The organism is Terriglobia bacterium (assembly GCA_020073205.1).
Lineage (GTDB): Bacteria > Acidobacteriota > Polarisedimenticolia > Polarisedimenticolales > JAIQFR01 > JAIQFR01.
The window spans coordinates 13,937-28,566 of sequence record JAIQFR010000009.1 but is presented as its reverse complement, the minus strand read 5'-3'; the positions used below and the strand labels follow the sequence as shown (position 1 = coordinate 28,566).

The window sequence follows — 14,630 nt, the reverse complement described above, 5'->3', positions numbered from 1 at the left end:
CAAGCTCATTCTCGCCCCGGTGCCCGAGGGAGTTCAAGCTACGCGCGAGCCGGGGCCGGACCTCAGGTGCGGGGTTAGAATGTCGGCCCTCGCGAACGGAGCGCGCCATGCAGGATTACGAGAAGCTCGGCGTCTTCTATCTCGGCCGCGTCTACGACCCCGCCGCGGGGCGGCGCAAGGACGATTTGCTCCTCTACGACTCGCGCGATCTCCTGACGCACGCGGTCTGCGTCGGCATGACCGGGAGCGGAAAGACCGGGCTCGGCCTGGCGCTGCTCGAGGAGGCGGCGATCGACGGAATCCCAGCCATCGCCATCGATCCGAAGGGGGACCTCGGCAACCTCCTCCTGACGTTCCCCGGCCTCGCCCCCGCCGACTTCCTGCCATGGATCGACGCGGAGGAAGCGTCGCGGCAGGGGATCTCCCCCGGAGATCTCGCGTCGAGCACCGCCGAGAGATGGCGGAAGGGGCTCGCGGACTGGGGCCAGGCCCCCGCGCGCATCGCGCGCTTCCGCGATGCCGTCGACGCGGCGATCTACACGCCCGGCTCCTCGGCGGGGATCCCGCTCTCGGTGCTCCGCTCGCTCGGCCCCCCGCCGCCTCCCGCGGCGCTCGACGAGGACGCGGCGAGCGAGCGGATCACGGCGACGGTGTCCGGGCTCCTCTCGCTGGTCGGCGTCGAGGCGGACCCGATCAGGAGCCGCGAGCACATCCTGGTCTCGAACGTCCTCGACCGTGCCTGGCGGGAGGGAAAGGACCTCGGGATCGGCGACCTGGTGCGGCAGATCCAGTCGCCGCCGCTCGAGCGCGTGGGCGTCGTGGATCTCGAGTCGTTCTTCCCTGCGAAGGAGCGCCAGGCGCTCGCGATGGCGTTCAACAACCTTCTGGCGTCCCCGCGGTTCGCGTCGTGGATGGAAGGGGAGCCGCTCGACGTCGGACGGCTGCTTTACACTCCCGGCGGGAAGCCTCGCCTCGCGGTCCTCTCCATCGCCCACCTCTCGGATACGGAGCGGATGTTCTTCGTCACGCTGCTCCTCGGCGAGGTGATCGCGTGGATGCGGTCCCGCCCGGGAACCACGTCGCTGCGCGCGATCCTCTACATGGACGAGGTGTTCGGGTACTTTCCTCCGACGGCGAACCCTCCGAGCAAGACCCCGATGCTCACGCTCTTGAAGCAGGCCCGCGCGTACGGCCTCGGGGTGGTGCTCGCCACACAGAACCCGGTCGATTTGGACTACAAGGGGCTCGGGAACGCCGGGACGTGGTTCCTGGGTCGGCTCCAGACCGAGCGGGACAAATTGCGAGTGCTCGACGGGCTCGAAGGAGCGTCCGCGGCGTCGGGGAGGGGATTCGACCGCGCACGGATCGACCGGATGCTCTCGGGCCTCGGCAACCGCGTATTCCTGATGAGCGACGTTCACGAGGACGCGCCGGTGCTGTTCGAGAGCCGATTCACGCTCTCGTACCTCGCCGGACCGCTGTCGAGGGCGCAGATCCAGACGCTGATGGCGCCCCGGAAGGACAGCGCCGCACCCGTCACTGCGGCGGCGGTCACCGGCGGTACCGCCGTCTCCGAGGTGTCCCGCTCGCTCGCGCCCGCGGCCGCGGCGCTCTCCGGCAGCGAGCGCCCGCTGCTTCTCCACGACGTGCCGGAGAGGTTCCTCGCGCCGCGTGGGGAGCCGGTCGTCTACCGACCGGGCCTCCTCGGCACGGCCAAGGTGCACTACGTGGACGCGAAGGCCGGGATCGACCTCTGGGAGGACGTGGCGGTGGTGGCGCGTCTCGGGGGCGAGGTCCCGCCCGACCCGTGGGAGGGCGCGGAGGCTTCGGCCCGACGATCTCTCGACGTGCTCGAGGAGCCGCCCTCGGGCGCTTCGTTCGCGTCGATCCCTGCCGAGGCGGCGAAGCCCAGGAGCTACGCCGCCTGGAGCAAGAAGCTCGCCGAGTCGCTCTACCGCGGTCGCTCGGTGGAACTCCTGCGCTGTCCGGCGCTCACGCTCGTGTCGAGTCCCGGCGAGAGCGAGGGGGACTTCCGCGTCCGCGTCGCGGAGGCGGACCGCGCGCGGAGGGACGGCGACGTCGATCGGCTGAGGAAGACCTACTCGCCGCGGCTCGCGGCGCTTGAGGAGCGGATCCGGCGGTCCGAGGAGCGGGTCAGGCGGGAGCGGGCGCAGGTCCAGCAGCAGACCGTCGCGACGGCGATCTCGGTGGGCGCCACCGTGCTGGGTGCCCTGTTCGGCAGAAAGGTCCTGAGCGCCGGAACCCTCGGTCGCGCGACCACCGCCGCCCGAGGCGCCGGCCGCGTCGCGAGCGAGAGGCAGGACGTCGCGCGGGCGAGCGAGAGCGTCGAGGCGCTCCGGCAGCGCCTCTTGGATCTCCAGTCCGAGTTCGACGGGGAGGTGGCGGCCCTCGCGGCGGGAGGCGACCGAGCGGCCGTCGAGAAGGTCGCCGTCCGTCCCAGGAAGTCCGACCTCATCGTCGAGCAGGTTCTGCTGTTGTGGCTGCCCTGACCTCGCGCTCCCCGGCCGATCGCGCCGCGATGAACTGGGTCGTGCGGAAGCTCGCGCGCCGGTACGAGACCACGCGTTTCAAGGACGCGAACGGCCCGGATCCGTTCCGGATCCTGATCGGGTGCGTCCTCTCGCTGCGCACGAAGGACGAGGTCACGTACCCCGCGACGGAGCGGCTCTTCGCCCGCGCGAAGGGCCCGGCGGCCATGCTCGCGCTCCCCGCCCGGACCATCGCGAGGCGGATCTATCCGGTCGGCTTCTACCGCAGGAAGGCCGTCCAGATCCGGGGGATCAGCCGGAGGCTGCTCGAGCGGCACGGCGGCCGCGTTCCCGACACGATCGAAGAGCTGCTCGAGCTGCCCGGGGTCGGACGGAAGACCGCGAACCTCGTGGTGACCCTCGGGTTCGGCAAGCCCGGGATCTGCGTCGACACCCACGTCCACCGGATCTCGAACCGGCTGGGGTGGGTCGAGACGAGGCACCCCGTCGAAACCGAGGAGGCGCTGCGCGAGGTGCTGCCCCGGCGGCACTGGATCCCGATCAACGAGATCCTGGTCCGGCACGGGCAGCGGGTCTGCAAGCCGGTCTCGCCGCTCTGCTCCGAGTGCCCGGTCTCCCTCGACTGCCCGAGGGTCGGCGTCGCCCGGCATCGGTAGCGGTATTGCCGGGCCGCTAGAACGCCATCAGGACCAGTACCTGCGCCAGGACGATCTTCGCGATCAACGCGACCGGGTAGACCGCGGCGTACGAGACGTTGGGGTGGTCGGACCCCGTGTGCGCGTTGGCGAAGGCCAGCGCGGCGGGCTGGGTGTGGATCCCCGAGAGCATCCCGAACGTCGAGATCATGTCGTAACCGAAGACCCGGTAGGCGAGGAACACGATCAGCAGCGACGAGACCAGCGTCACCGACGCGCCGACGAGGAGGAGCACGAGCCCCTGGCTCTGGAACGTGTGCACGAAGCTCCCGCCGGCCCGGGTCCCGACGCCGGCCAGGAAGAACAGGATCCCCAGCTGGCGCATGGTGAGGTTCGCGTTGGGCGGCATGGTCCAGACGATCGGCCCGGTCCGCCCGAGCCGCCCCAGGATGAGCGCGACCACGAGCGGTCCCCCGGCGAAGCCCAGCGTGACCCTCTGGCCGCCGGGAAGAGGGATCGGGACGGTGCCGAGGAGGACACCGAGAATCATGCCGAAGCTGAACGAGAGGAAGTCCGCCTCGGAGTAGTCCGTCATCGGGTTGCCGACGACCTCGGTCGCCCGGTCCAGGAAATCCTTGTCGGTCACGATCCGGACCTGGTCGCCGAACTCGAGAACGGTCTCGGGGTGCGGCGTGATCTGGACCCCACCGCGGCGGATCCGGCTGACGATCACCGGGTGGCCGACGGCGTCGGAGAGCCTCGCCGCGGCCGTTCCCGCGACCTTCCGGTCGAGCACCAGGAGGTCCCGGTACTCGATGCCCGGGGACAGTCGTTCGACCTGCTCCTGAACCAGCGGGCCGATCAGGAGCTCCGCCTTGCGCACCGCCTCCGGTGATCCCACGCCCACGAGGACGTCCCCGAGGTTCAGGACGCGTTCCGGGACCACCAGGTCGACGCTCGAGCCGCGCTTCAGGCGGGTGAACACCATCCCGGTGACTTCCGTCGCCAGCGATTCGCCGTAGGTCTTACCCACGATCTGCGGGTTCGTCACCCGCACCTCGCGGCTCAGGAGCTCCTCCGAGCCCATCCCGCTGGAGCGCACCGCCCTCTTCCGCTCCGACTTGAGGTCGATCCTCGCGAAGCGTGTCGAGAGCTGCATGACGATGATGAGCCCGGCGACCCCGAGGGGGTAGGCGATGCTGTACCCGACGGTCGGCCCGTCCAGGGCCAGCCGCCTCGACGTCTCGTCGAGGGGTGCGCCGGCGAGGCTGCTCCTCAGCGCCTCGACCGCGGCGGCGAGCGCCGGGGTGTTGGTGAGGCTGCCGCAGAACAGGCCGGAAGCGACCGGCGCCGGCACGTGAAGCGCCCGGGCGGCGGCGACGGTCAAGGCGGCGGCGATCACCGTCGAGACCAGGGCCAGGGAGGTGATCTTCAGCCACTGGCGCCGGAAGAGGTTGAAGAATATCGGCCCGGACTGGAGGCCGACGGTGTAGACGAACACGATCAGACCGAGGACGTAGATCACCTCCGGGATCGCGAACCGCGGGTCTGCGGCTCCGAACCCGAGGCCGACGAAGAGGACTGCGGCGATCCCGAGCCTGAACCCGCCGATCTTGAGGTTGCCGAGGAAGTAGCCGAGCCCGACGACGGTGAACAGGAGCACCACCGGCTGCGTCGCGAGGAGGTCGTAGAATCGAACCATGGCGTATCGCCGCCGGCAGCGCCGACGGCGGGCCGGTGAGGATACCGCACCGCTCCCGCGCCCTGCCAGGTCGGGGGCCGCCCGTCACTTCAGCTGGAATTCGACACGGACGCTGAAGTACACGCGGACCGGCCTCCCGTTCTGGAGCGCCGCCCGGTACTTCCACTGCCGGACCGCGTCTTTCGCCGCGTCGGTGAAGAGCGGGCTCGAGGCCCTGAGCACCGCCACGTCCTCGACGTTCCCGTCCTCGCCGATCACGGCCTGCAGCAGCACGAACCCCGGAAGCCGGGCCGCCCGCGCCGCCGCGGGGTAATCGGGCTGCACCTTGCGGAGGAGCACCGGTGCCACCATGTCGGGCGTGACGTCGAGCGGCCCCGACGGCGGAGCCGGCTCGACGCGCTCGCCGACGCCCTTTCCTCCGGAGCCCAGACCGTCGCCCCGGCCGTTCGGGACGCCCCACGGCCAGCCGGGTCCGCCGACGCCGGCGCCGCCGATGCCGTGCAGGTCGAGACCCGGCACGGCCTCGTCCATCGTCTCCTCCGGCCGGTCCGGCGATGGCGCCTGGGGTGGCGCCTCCCGGGGCTGAACGATGTCGTGGGGCACGGGAGCTTGCCGCCGGGGGACGACCAACGGCGCCCTGCCTCCGGGACCTCCCTCCCCGAGCGGCGGATCGGAGCGGGGCCCGATGATCACGCCGATCTGCTGGTTCCAGAAGGGGCTGTCGATGTCGGGGACCTTCTGGAGCATCAGGAGCGACGTCGCTACGATCCCTCCGACCACCAGGAAATGCATCGAAGCTGCCACGGGGTAGGGCCAGACCGCCCGCGCGCGGGCACCGCTTCTCCGGGTCTCGAGCATCGTGTCGAACATGCGGGCCCTCCTTTCGTCGGACCTCCTGGTAGTTGGATAGGACTCAAGCCAGGAAGTTCCAAGGGATTGAGACCGTACGCGCTGTGTGGACGCAGCGGCGCCGGGCAGGCCCGGCGGGATGCGGCGACAGCCGCAAATCGCTGCAAAGACCCTCTATAATGGCGCCGTGATCCTCGCTGGCGACGTCGGCGGAACCAAGACGATCCTCGGACTTTTCTCCCGCCGGGGGCGCCGGCTCGTCGCGTCCCGCCAAGGGACGTTTCCCAGCGCCACCAACCCGTCCCTCGAGGCGATCGTCGAGGCGTTCCTGGCCGAGGGCAGCGAGCGGGTGACCGCCTGCGCGATCGGCGTCGCGGGTCCCGTGATCGGGGAACGGACCGAAGTGGTGAACCTGAGCTGGTCCGTGGATGCGCGGAAGGTCGCCCGGCTGCTCCGCCTGAAAAAGGTCCACCTCCTCAACGATCTCGAGGCGACCGCCTGGGGTATCTCCGCCTTGCCGAAGGGAGGAACCCTCGGCCTCACGACTGGGTTGCGTCCGCGTCCAGGGAACGCAGCGCTCCTCGCGGCCGGGACCGGCCTCGGCACCGCGATCCTGTTCTGGGATGGGCGTCGCCACTGGCCGGCGGCGAGCGAGGGGGGCCACGTGGGTTTCGCGCCGAGGGACGAGGAAGAGATCGAGCTGCTGCGATACTTCCTGCGGCGCCATGGCCGCCTCAGCCTGGACCGGCTCGTCTCCGGTCCCGGCCTCAGGGGGATCTGCGACTTTCTCCTGGAGTCCGGCCGCGGGGCGGCCTCGCCCGTCATCGCCGCCGCGCTGGCGGCCGGCGATCCGAGCGCCGCGATCGCGGCGGCCGGCCTTCGAGGCGAGGACGCGACCGCCGAGCGCGCCCTCGATTGGCTCGTATCGCTCTACGGCTCGGCCGCCGGCGACCTGGCCCTCGTCGCCGGGGCGGTCGGGGGCGTCTGGGTCGGAGGGGGGATCGCCCCCAAGATCCTTCCGAGGCTACGATCGGGGGCCTTCCTTCGTTCCTTCCGGTCCAAGGGAAGGCTATCCCACTTCCTCGAGCGGATCCCGGTGCGCGTGATCCTGGAGCCGCGCACGGGTCTCCTGGGTGCGGCCGTGCGCGCCGCCCAGGGAGTCCCGGGATCGCTCCTGGCGTCCTCGATGGGACGCCCGAGGTGACGTGATGCACGCCGCTCCTGATCCCGAGCTCGCCCGCGACGCCGTGGACACGCTCAAGTTCCTGGCGGTGGACGCCGTCGAGAAGGCGAAATCGGGGCATCCTGGAATGCCGATGGGGGCCGCGGATGTGGCCTTCGTGCTCTGGGGCCGCTTCCTCAGGTACGACCCCACGGCCCCCGACTGGCAGGACCGCGACCGCTTCGTGCTGTCCGCGGGGCACGGGTGCATGTTGCTCTACGGGCTCCTCCACCTCGCCGGCTACGACCTTCCGATGACCGAGATCCAGGCCTTCCGGCAATGGGGAAGCCGCACGCCGGGGCACCCCGAGTTCGGCCACACCGTCGGGGTCGAGGCGACGACCGGTCCCCTCGGTCAGGGGATCGGGAACGCGGTGGGGATGGCGCTGGCGGCGCGGATGCTCGCGGCGCGGTTCAACGCCGACGACTTCAAGCCGGTGAACCATCGAGTCTTCGTCCTCGCGAGCGACGGGGACATGATGGAGGGAATCTCTGGGGAGGCCTCGTCGCTCGCGGGCCACCTCATGCTCTCCCATCTCGTGGTCCTCTACGACGACAACCGGATCACGATCGAGGGCAAGACCGACCTCGCGTTCTCCGAGGACGTCGGCCGCCGCTACGAGGCGTACGGCTGGCACGTGGTGCGCGTGGACGGCCACGACCACGAGGCGATAGCGCTGGCTCTCGATGGCGCACTCGCGGAGGACGCGCGCCCCTCCCTGATCGTCTGCAGGACCCACATCGCGCATGGCGCCCCCACGAAGCAGGACTCCGCGTCGTCCCATGGGTCGCCCCTCGGCCCCGACGAGGCGGCCGGCGCGAAGGAGAAGGCGCGCTGGCCCGTCTCGCCGCCGTTCCTCGTGCCGGAATCGGTTCGCTCCTTCTGGAAGGCGCGCGCCGCCGAGGGGGCCGCGCTGCGCACCGCGTGGGAGGCGCGGTTCGCCGAGTGGCGCTCGAGCCATCCCGAAGGGGCCGCGCTGTGGGACGCGCTCGCCGGCCGCCGCGTTCCCCCCGATCTCACCGCCAAGCTGCTCGAGACGGCGCCGGCGGGAGCCGCGGCGACCCGCGAGCACTCCTCCGCGGTGCTCCAGAGAGCGGCGGATCTCATGCCCGCCCTGGTCGGGGGATCGGGCGATCTCGCTCCGTCCACACTGACGATCATCAAGGGCGCCAAGTCGGTGGCGCCCGGCGAGTACGGCGGAAGGAACCTCCACTTCGGGATCCGTGAGCACGGCATGGGCGCGATCCTCAACGGGATCGCCTATGACGGGAGGTTCCGGCCGTACGGCTCGACGTTCCTGGTGTTCTCGGATTACATGCGCCCGTCGATCCGTATCGCCGCATTGGCCAGGCTGCCGGTCGTGTACGTGTTCACGCACGACTCGATCTTCGTCGGGGAGGATGGTCCCACTCACCAGCCGATCGAGCACGCCGCCGCGCTGCGGCTGATCCCGAACCTGCGGCTGATCCGGCCCGCGGACGGCTACGAGACGGCACTGGCGTGGGGGATGGCGCTGGAGCGGACCGAAGGGCCGACCGCGCTCCTGCTGAGCCGCCAGAAGCTCCCGCCGATCGTGCGCGATGCCGCGGGAGACCTCGCAGACCCCAGGAGGGGGGCGTACCTCGTCGGCCGCAGCGACCGCCCGGACGCAGTGATCGCGGCGACCGGCTCCGAGCTCCACCTCGCGGTCGGCGCGCGCGAGCTTCTGTCCAAGGAGGGGAAGAGAGTCGACGTGGTCTCGGTTCCCTGTCTCGATCTGTTCCTGGAGCAGGATCCGGCCTTCCGCGCTCGGCTCTTCCCGAAGGACGTGCCGGTCGCGACCGTCGAAGCCGGCCGCACGGACCCGTGGAGGGTGCTGGCGGGACCGGACGGCCTGACCCTGGGGATCGACCGGTACGGCGCCTCGGCACCCTACCCGATCCTGGCGGAGAAGTTCGGGTTCACCGCGGAAAGCGTCGCGGCTCGGGTGCTCGACTGGCTGAGGTGAGACGGGGATGCTCGAACGCCGGCTTTTCGTGCATGATGCACTGCAACGGGAGACACAACTCATGAGTGGAGGAAAGGAGGACGGAATGTTTTCGTCGAAGGGGGCGCTCGTTTTCCTTGCGTGTTCGGTGGCGCTGCTGGCGACGGCGGCGCCGATGCCGGCCCGTGCGGCGGAGGACTATCCGAACGACATCGCGGTCATGGTGGGCGTCTCGCGTGCGGACAAGCACCTGACGGACCCGCAGGCCAGCCCGGAGTTGGGGCCGGTGGGCGTGATCCGATACTCCCGCCTGTTCACCGAGCATGTCGGGAGCTTCGTCGACATGGCGTGGACCGGGTTCGGGGGAGGAGCAACCAAGCCGCACACCGGCATCGCCACGGCCCGGCTCGGGGCCGAGTGGCTCACCGCGTGGCGTGACGACTGGCGCTGGTCATTCACGGCCGGTGCCGGATGGATGGGGGTTCACCCCAACCACGAGGACGGCGTGAGCCGCGGGATCATCTCGGCGGGCTTCGGGCAGCGCCATGCGGCGGGCGACCGGGGGAACTTCCGCTGGGAGATCCGGGCGGATCGCAGCGTCACCGACGCCGGGTTCGGCGGCAGCTCCCTGACGATCTACGACGCCCTGGTCGGATGGTCGTGGGGCTTCGGCGGGGCGCCCAAGGACACCGACGGCGACGGGGTCATCGACCGCAAGGACAAGTGCCCGAATACCCCGAGGGGCGCCGTCGTGGACGCGAGAGGGTGCCCGCTGGACAGCGACGGCGACGGCGTGTTCGACGGGCTGGACAAGTGCCCCGACACGCCGAAGGGAGTCCAGGTGGATTCGGCCGGGTGCCCTCTCGACAGCGACGGCGACGGCGTGCCGGACTACCTCGACAAGTGCCCGAGCACCCCGAAGGGGGCGAGGGTCGACCGTACCGGGTGCCCTCTCGACAGCGACGGCGACGGCGTTCCGGACTACCTCGACAAGTGCCCCGACACGCCGAGAAGCGTGAAGGTCGACCGGACCGGCTGCCCTCTCGACAGCGACGGCGACGGCGTGCCGGACAACGTCGACAAGTGCCCCGATACCCCGAGAGGCGTGCAGGTCGACGCGAGCGGCTGTCCGCTTCCGCCGCCGCCGACCCACACCACCCAGCCGATCTTCGAGGAAGGCAAGCGGAGCCTGGTGCTCGAGGGGGTCAACTTCGAGTACAACAGCGCGAAGCTGACCGCGGCGTCCGAAGCGGTGCTCGACAAGGTCGCCGCGTCCCTCGTGGACTGGAAGGAAGTGAACGTCGAGGTGGACGGGCACACCGACGGCCGCGGGGGCGACGCGTACAACCTGAAGCTGTCGCAAGCGCGCGCAGAGGCCGTCCGCGACTTCCTGGTCTCGAAGGGCGTTGCCGCGTCCCGGCTCGCGGCCAAGGGCTTCGGCAAGACCCGGCCGATCGCGGACAACAAGACCGACGCTGGCCGCGCGAAGAACCGCCGCGTCGAGCTGACGAGGACCAACTGATCGTCGCACGCTAGGAATCGAGGGAAGGGCCCCGGGGGAAGCACCCCGGGGCCCACCTTGGTCCCCGTTCACTCCGTGAAGAAGTGCGTCCGGAGTTCGTCCTCCGGGACGAACCGGCACGCTTGCCGGAAGATCGCGTGCACGGTTCCACGGGACAGGACCCTGTGGAGCGGCACCGTCAGAACCTGAGTCTCGCCGGCCGGAGTGCTCCGGCGGAGCTTGGCGTGGCTGCCACGCACCGATGCGACCTCGAAGCCGAACGATCGCAGCGCGCCGAGGACCTGGCGGGCGGTGAGCGACCTAATCCGCGGGGGCATCGGCAGGACGAGGCAGCGGGTAGGTGATCGTCACTCGCGGAGAGGGAGACAGGCCCCACGCCCGAAGGTCCTCGCCCTCGAGGTGAAGGCCGATCGCCTCCTCGAGGTTGGCCACCACCTCGTCCAGAGTCCTGCCCTGGGTGACCACCGCGACCTCGAGACATTCGGCGGTGTACATTCGCCTGTCCCGGCGTACGACAGCGTGGATCGTGTCGCTGAGCGAGACACCCGCGGAGGCACCGTATGCCGGGGACGGCTCCGCGACGTGCGACGCGGCCTTCGCCGACGGCTTGCGACCAGGCTCCCGCCGGTACGGGGGCTCGAGGGAATAGACGCCGCGCTGCACCCGGCGAAAGTAGGGGGGCCGATCGGCGTGATGCGCCGGCGCGTTGACGCAGCATCGGCTCGCAACGTGGGTCCTCACCCCTCCTTCGTTGAGGTGGGGAAGGACGCGGACCACGTCGCGGACGAGGAAGGTCCAGCTCCCGGACTCGCGGCACAGCCGCCGTACCACCCGCAGGATCTCTTCGTGAATGGGCACGAATGAATCTCCAGACCTCAATGTACAAGTGAACAAGTGAATATTCAAGTACGGTTCGCCAGGGTCTTACGGAACCCGTGTTCAGGCGAGCCGGCTCTGCCTTGACGGGTCCGACCGCCGGGCAGTAGGCTTGCCCCGCGGAAGACCTTGAAGGAACTAGACTTTCCCGCGTCGAGCGACGAGAGACATCACGATGACGAGATCCGCCAAGACGAAGAAGCCCGGCGCTGCGTCCGATATGATGGTCGGTCCGATCGCGCGCCTCGTACGTTCGGCGGGGTTCCTCCTGTTCGTCGCGCTCTCGATCGCCGGGTGCGCCCACCGCGAAACGGTGGTCACGAGGTACACGATGACGCCCTCCGCCTCCCGCTCCTGGGTCGGCGTGCGAGTGGAGGACGTCCTGGAGCGGTGGGGCCAGCCGGCCGAGAAGGCTCCCGACGGCGAGGGCGGGACGATCCTGACCTACAAGACGAAGCCCAAGGTGGAGATCTCGACCCGTGCCTCGGAGCCGGGCACGATGCGCAACGCTGGCGAGCCCGGATCGGGCTACCCCCCGATGGCCGGAAACGAGCTGGAGACCAGGACCCCGCCGAAGCCATCGGCGACCTTCTACGTTTCCGCCAAGGGGATCGTGTACCGCTACACCTTCAGCCCCGAGTTCCTGGCGAGCGGGAAGGCTCCCGAGCCTCCGCTTCCCGCGGAGAAAGAGACCGGGCCATGACCTCCGACAGGTTCGTGGCGTCCGTCGTGCTCGCGCTCGTCCTCCCGGCCCTCGAGGCGTGGTCCGCCCCGCCGGCGCCGCCACCGAACGTGCGGATCACGATCGAGGTGGGGCGGCTCGACGGCGGCAAGAAGGCGCCGGTCGGCCATTACGAGATGGTGGTGTCGAGCGGCGACGAGAACGCGAAGCTCCTCGTCGGGACCCGCATGCCGATCCCGACCTCGACCAGCCAGCAGGCGAACGCATCCGGCGGCGACACGCCCGTCCAGGTCACCTCGTTCACGTATCAGAACGTCGGCCTCACCGCGGACCTTCGCGTCGTCTCCGCCGATTCCGCCCGCATCCGTGTCAGTGGAACCATCGAGGCGAGCTTTCTGAGAGGCCCGGTTCCCGAACACCCCACCCAAGGCGGCCCGGCGGTGGGGACGGTGAGCCACGCCGTGGACGTGTCCTTGAGGCCGGGAACTCCGACGAGGATCGTCGCGGTGGAAGAGGCCGGGGCGGGATCGTTCTACCTGGAGATGACGGCGGACCCGGTCGACTGACGGACCGCAGTCCTCGTGGGTCCTGGGGTCTCTTCGCGTCGAGACGGCTAAGGCTAACCTTCCAGCGTCGAGATGTCCCCCTCCGGCAAGCCGAGCGCCCGCGCCTTGAGCACGCGACGCATGATCTTGCCCGATCGGGTCTTCGGCAGGGCATCGACGATATCCACCTTCGCCGGCCGCGCGATCGGTCCGATCTCGTGGCCGACGTGCTGGATCAGCTCCTCGCACAGCTCGGGCGAGCCGGCGAAGCCCGCCTTGAGCATCACGAACGCGTGGATGACATTCCCCTTGACCTCGTCGGGCAGGCCGATCGCCGCCGCCTCGGAGACCGCGCGGTGGCTCACTAGCGCCGACTCGATCTCGGCGGTCCCCAGCCGGTAGCCGGAGACCTTGATCACGTCGTCCACCCGGCCGATGATCCAGAAGTAGCCGTCCTCGTCGATCTTCGCGGAGTCGCCGGTCACGTACTTGCCGGGATAGGTGGACCAGTACTGCTTCACGTACCGCTCGGGATCCTTGTAGAGTCCGCGGAGCATCCCGGGCCAGGGCTTGGTGATGACGAGCTTCCCCTCCTCGCCGGGAGCGACCTGCTTGCCGTCGTCGTCCACGATCTCGGCCTCGATCCCGGGAAACGGCTTGGTCCCGGAGCCGGGCTTCAGCGGGAACGAGGGGACCGGCGCGATCATGAAGCCGCCGGTCTCGGTCTGCCACCAGGTGTCGATCACCGGGCAGCGCTCCTTCCCGACGACCCGGTGGTACCAGCGCCACGCCTCGGGGTTGATCGGCTCGCCGACGGAGCCAAGGAGCCGGAGCGTGGAGAGGTCGTGCCGGTTCACCCACGACTCGCCGAAGCGCATCAGGCCGCGGATCGCGGTGGGAGCGGTGTACAGGACGGACACGCCGTATTTCTCCACGATCCGCCACCAGCGGTCGGGGTAAGGATGGGTGGGCGCGCCCTCGTAGATGATCTGCGTCGCGCCCAGGATCAAAGGCGCGTAAACGATGTAGCTGTGTCCGGTGATCCAGCCCGGATCCGCCGCGCACCACCAGCGGTCCTCAGGCCTCAGGTCGAAGCAGTACTGCATGGTCGCGCTGATGTGGACCTGATACCCGCCGTGCGTGTGCACGATGGCCTTGGGCTTCCCGGTGGTCCCCGAAGTGTACAGGAGGAACAGCGGGTCCTCGGCGTCCATCACCTCGGTCGAGCACCGCTCGCCGTTGACCGGCCGGGCGATGGGGAGGCTCAGCAGGTCGTCGTAGTAGTAGTCCCGCTCCGCCTCCATGTTGACCGGCTGCCCGGTCCGCTTCACGACCACCACGTGCTCGACCACGCCGCAACGCTGGAGCGCCTCGTCCACGATGGCCTTGAGCGGAACGATTTTGCCGCGCATGTAGCCGCCGTCGGCGGTGACGACCACCCGGGACTCCGAGTCCTCGATGCGCTCGTGGAGCGACTCGACGGAGAACCCGCCGTACACCACCGAGTGCACCGCGCCGATCTTCGCGCAGGCGAGCATCGCGATGGGCAGCTCGAGGATCCGGGGGAGATAGATCGTCACCCGGTCCCCCTTTCGGACCCCCATGCTCTTGAGCACGTTCGAGAACTGGCAGACCTCGCGGTTTAGCGCGAAGTACGAGTACGTCTTGAGGGTCCCGTCCTCGCCCTCCCAGATCAGGGCGAGCTTGTTCTGCATCGGGGTGCCGAGCCAGCGGTCGAGCGCGTTGAGGACGACGTTGGTCTTCGCCCCGACGAACCACTGATAGAAGGGGGCCTTCGAGTCGTCGAGCACCTTCGACCACGGCTGGTACCACGCCAGGTCTCGGGCTCGCTCCTCCCAGAACTTCAGCGGATCGCGGGCGGCCTCGGTCCGGACGGCGTCGTAGTCCTTGACCAGGGCCTTCTCGACCACCGCCTTGGGGGGAGTCCAAATCGCCGAGACGTCCTTGTCCGAGGGCATGGAGAACCTCCGCGTTGCGGGTGGCCACGTCGCGCTGTCGGGTGGTTCCTCCGCGCGTCCTACCCAGTCGATCCCCTGAGCGAATCGGATTATTCTACACGAAAAGCGTCCCAATACGACGCAAACACAATCCGACCGACCT

12 protein-coding genes are annotated in these 14,630 nt (G+C 69.7%); 7 read left to right on the top strand and 5 right to left on the bottom strand.

All coding sequences use genetic code 11. From position 1 onward, the window contains the following. Positions 1-107 precede the first annotated feature (107 nt). A complete protein-coding gene (locus tag LAO51_03140) occupies positions 108-2,510 on the top strand; it encodes an ATP-binding protein (GenBank protein MBZ5637734.1) in 2,403 nt (800 codons plus the stop codon). Positions 2,511-2,539: 29 nt separating this feature from the next. Further along, positions 2,540-3,166, top strand: a complete 627-nt coding sequence (locus tag LAO51_03135; GenBank protein ID MBZ5637733.1) for an endonuclease III — start codon at positions 2,540-2,542, stop codon at positions 3,164-3,166. A 16-nt stretch (positions 3,167-3,182) separates the two neighbouring features. Here LAO51_03135 and LAO51_03130 read toward each other — a convergent pair whose 3' ends face one another. Together LAO51_03130 and LAO51_03125 are read right to left on the bottom strand one after the other, a co-directional pair. Then, positions 3,183-4,847: a transporter gene (locus tag LAO51_03130; protein MBZ5637732.1), complete on the bottom strand. Its 1,665-nt coding sequence runs from the start codon at positions 4,845-4,847 to the stop codon at positions 3,183-3,185. 84 nt (positions 4,848-4,931) lie between these two features. Beyond that, entirely contained in the window at positions 4,932-5,717 is a 786-nt protein-coding gene (locus LAO51_03125) for an energy transducer TonB (protein ID MBZ5637731.1), read from the bottom strand. A gap of 166 nt (positions 5,718-5,883) precedes the next feature. On the opposite strand from LAO51_03125, the gene glk reads away from it, so the two are divergent. The 3 genes from glk to LAO51_03110 all read left to right on the top strand — a co-directional run bounded on the left by glk (position 5,884) and on the right by LAO51_03110 (position 10,406). After that, positions 5,884-6,900: a glucokinase gene (gene glk / locus LAO51_03120; protein ID MBZ5637730.1), complete on the top strand. Its 1,017-nt coding sequence runs from the start codon at positions 5,884-5,886 to the stop codon at positions 6,898-6,900. 4 nt (positions 6,901-6,904) lie between these two features. Further along, positions 6,905-8,905: a transketolase gene (gene tkt / locus LAO51_03115; GenBank protein MBZ5637729.1), complete on the top strand. Its 2,001-nt coding sequence runs from the start codon at positions 6,905-6,907 to the stop codon at positions 8,903-8,905. Between the two features lie 454 nt (positions 8,906-9,359). Next, positions 9,360-10,406 (top strand): OmpA family protein, encoded by a 1,047-nt coding sequence (locus LAO51_03110; protein ID MBZ5637728.1) that lies wholly within the window; start codon positions 9,360-9,362, stop codon positions 10,404-10,406. 68 nt (positions 10,407-10,474) lie between these two features. On the opposite strand, the gene LAO51_03105 is transcribed toward LAO51_03110, so the two are convergent. Next, a complete protein-coding gene (locus tag LAO51_03105) occupies positions 10,475-10,723 on the bottom strand; it encodes a type II toxin-antitoxin system HicA family toxin (GenBank protein ID MBZ5637727.1) in 249 nt (82 codons plus the stop codon). Continuing rightward, on the bottom strand, positions 10,707-10,901 hold the full coding sequence (locus LAO51_03100; GenBank protein ID MBZ5637726.1) for a type II toxin-antitoxin system HicB family antitoxin: 195 nt from the start codon (positions 10,899-10,901) through the stop codon (positions 10,707-10,709). The genes LAO51_03105 and LAO51_03100 overlap by 17 nt, the downstream gene beginning before the upstream one ends. Before the next feature lie 556 nt (positions 10,902-11,457). On the opposite strand from LAO51_03100, the gene LAO51_03095 reads away from it, so the two are divergent. Both LAO51_03095 and LAO51_03090 read left to right on the top strand, forming a co-directional pair. Then, positions 11,458-11,985, top strand: a complete 528-nt coding sequence (locus LAO51_03095) for a hypothetical protein (GenBank protein ID MBZ5637725.1) — start codon at positions 11,458-11,460, stop codon at positions 11,983-11,985. Beyond that, positions 11,982-12,530, top strand: coding sequence for a hypothetical protein (locus tag LAO51_03090; protein ID MBZ5637724.1), 549 nt, complete (start codon positions 11,982-11,984; stop codon positions 12,528-12,530). Before LAO51_03095 ends, LAO51_03090 begins: the two co-directional genes overlap by 4 nt. A 53-nt stretch (positions 12,531-12,583) precedes the next feature. On the opposite strand, the gene acs is transcribed toward LAO51_03090, so the two are convergent. Next, a complete protein-coding gene (acs, locus tag LAO51_03085; protein MBZ5637723.1) occupies positions 12,584-14,488 on the bottom strand; it encodes an acetate--CoA ligase in 1,905 nt (634 codons plus the stop codon). Positions 14,489-14,630: the final 142 nt, after the last annotated feature.

What these genes read in the sequence shown, in the direction of transcription:
- LAO51_03140 (MBZ5637734.1), top strand. Translation starts at nt 108, where the DNA reads ATGCAGGATTACGAGAAGCTCGGCGTCTTCTATCTCGGCCGCGTCTAC.
- LAO51_03135 (MBZ5637733.1), top strand. Translation starts at nt 2,540, where the DNA reads ATGAACTGGGTCGTGCGGAAGCTCGCGCGCCGGTACGAGACCACGCGT.
- LAO51_03130 (MBZ5637732.1), bottom strand. Translation starts at nt 4,847, where the DNA reads ATGGTTCGATTCTACGACCTCCTCGCGACGCAGCCGGTGGTGCTCCTG.
- LAO51_03125 (MBZ5637731.1), bottom strand. Translation starts at nt 5,717, where the DNA reads ATGTTCGACACGATGCTCGAGACCCGGAGAAGCGGTGCCCGCGCGCGG.
- tkt (MBZ5637729.1), top strand. Translation starts at nt 6,905, where the DNA reads ATGCACGCCGCTCCTGATCCCGAGCTCGCCCGCGACGCCGTGGACACG.
- LAO51_03110 (MBZ5637728.1), top strand. Translation starts at nt 9,360, where the DNA reads ATGGGGGTTCACCCCAACCACGAGGACGGCGTGAGCCGCGGGATCATC.
- LAO51_03105 (MBZ5637727.1), bottom strand. Translation starts at nt 10,723, where the DNA reads ATGCCCCCGCGGATTAGGTCGCTCACCGCCCGCCAGGTCCTCGGCGCG.
- LAO51_03100 (MBZ5637726.1), bottom strand. Translation starts at nt 10,901, where the DNA reads ATGTACACCGCCGAATGTCTCGAGGTCGCGGTGGTCACCCAGGGCAGG.
- LAO51_03095 (MBZ5637725.1), top strand. Translation starts at nt 11,458, where the DNA reads ATGACGAGATCCGCCAAGACGAAGAAGCCCGGCGCTGCGTCCGATATG.
- LAO51_03090 (MBZ5637724.1), top strand. Translation starts at nt 11,982, where the DNA reads ATGACCTCCGACAGGTTCGTGGCGTCCGTCGTGCTCGCGCTCGTCCTC.
- acs (MBZ5637723.1), bottom strand. Translation starts at nt 14,488, where the DNA reads ATGCCCTCGGACAAGGACGTCTCGGCGATTTGGACTCCCCCCAAGGCG.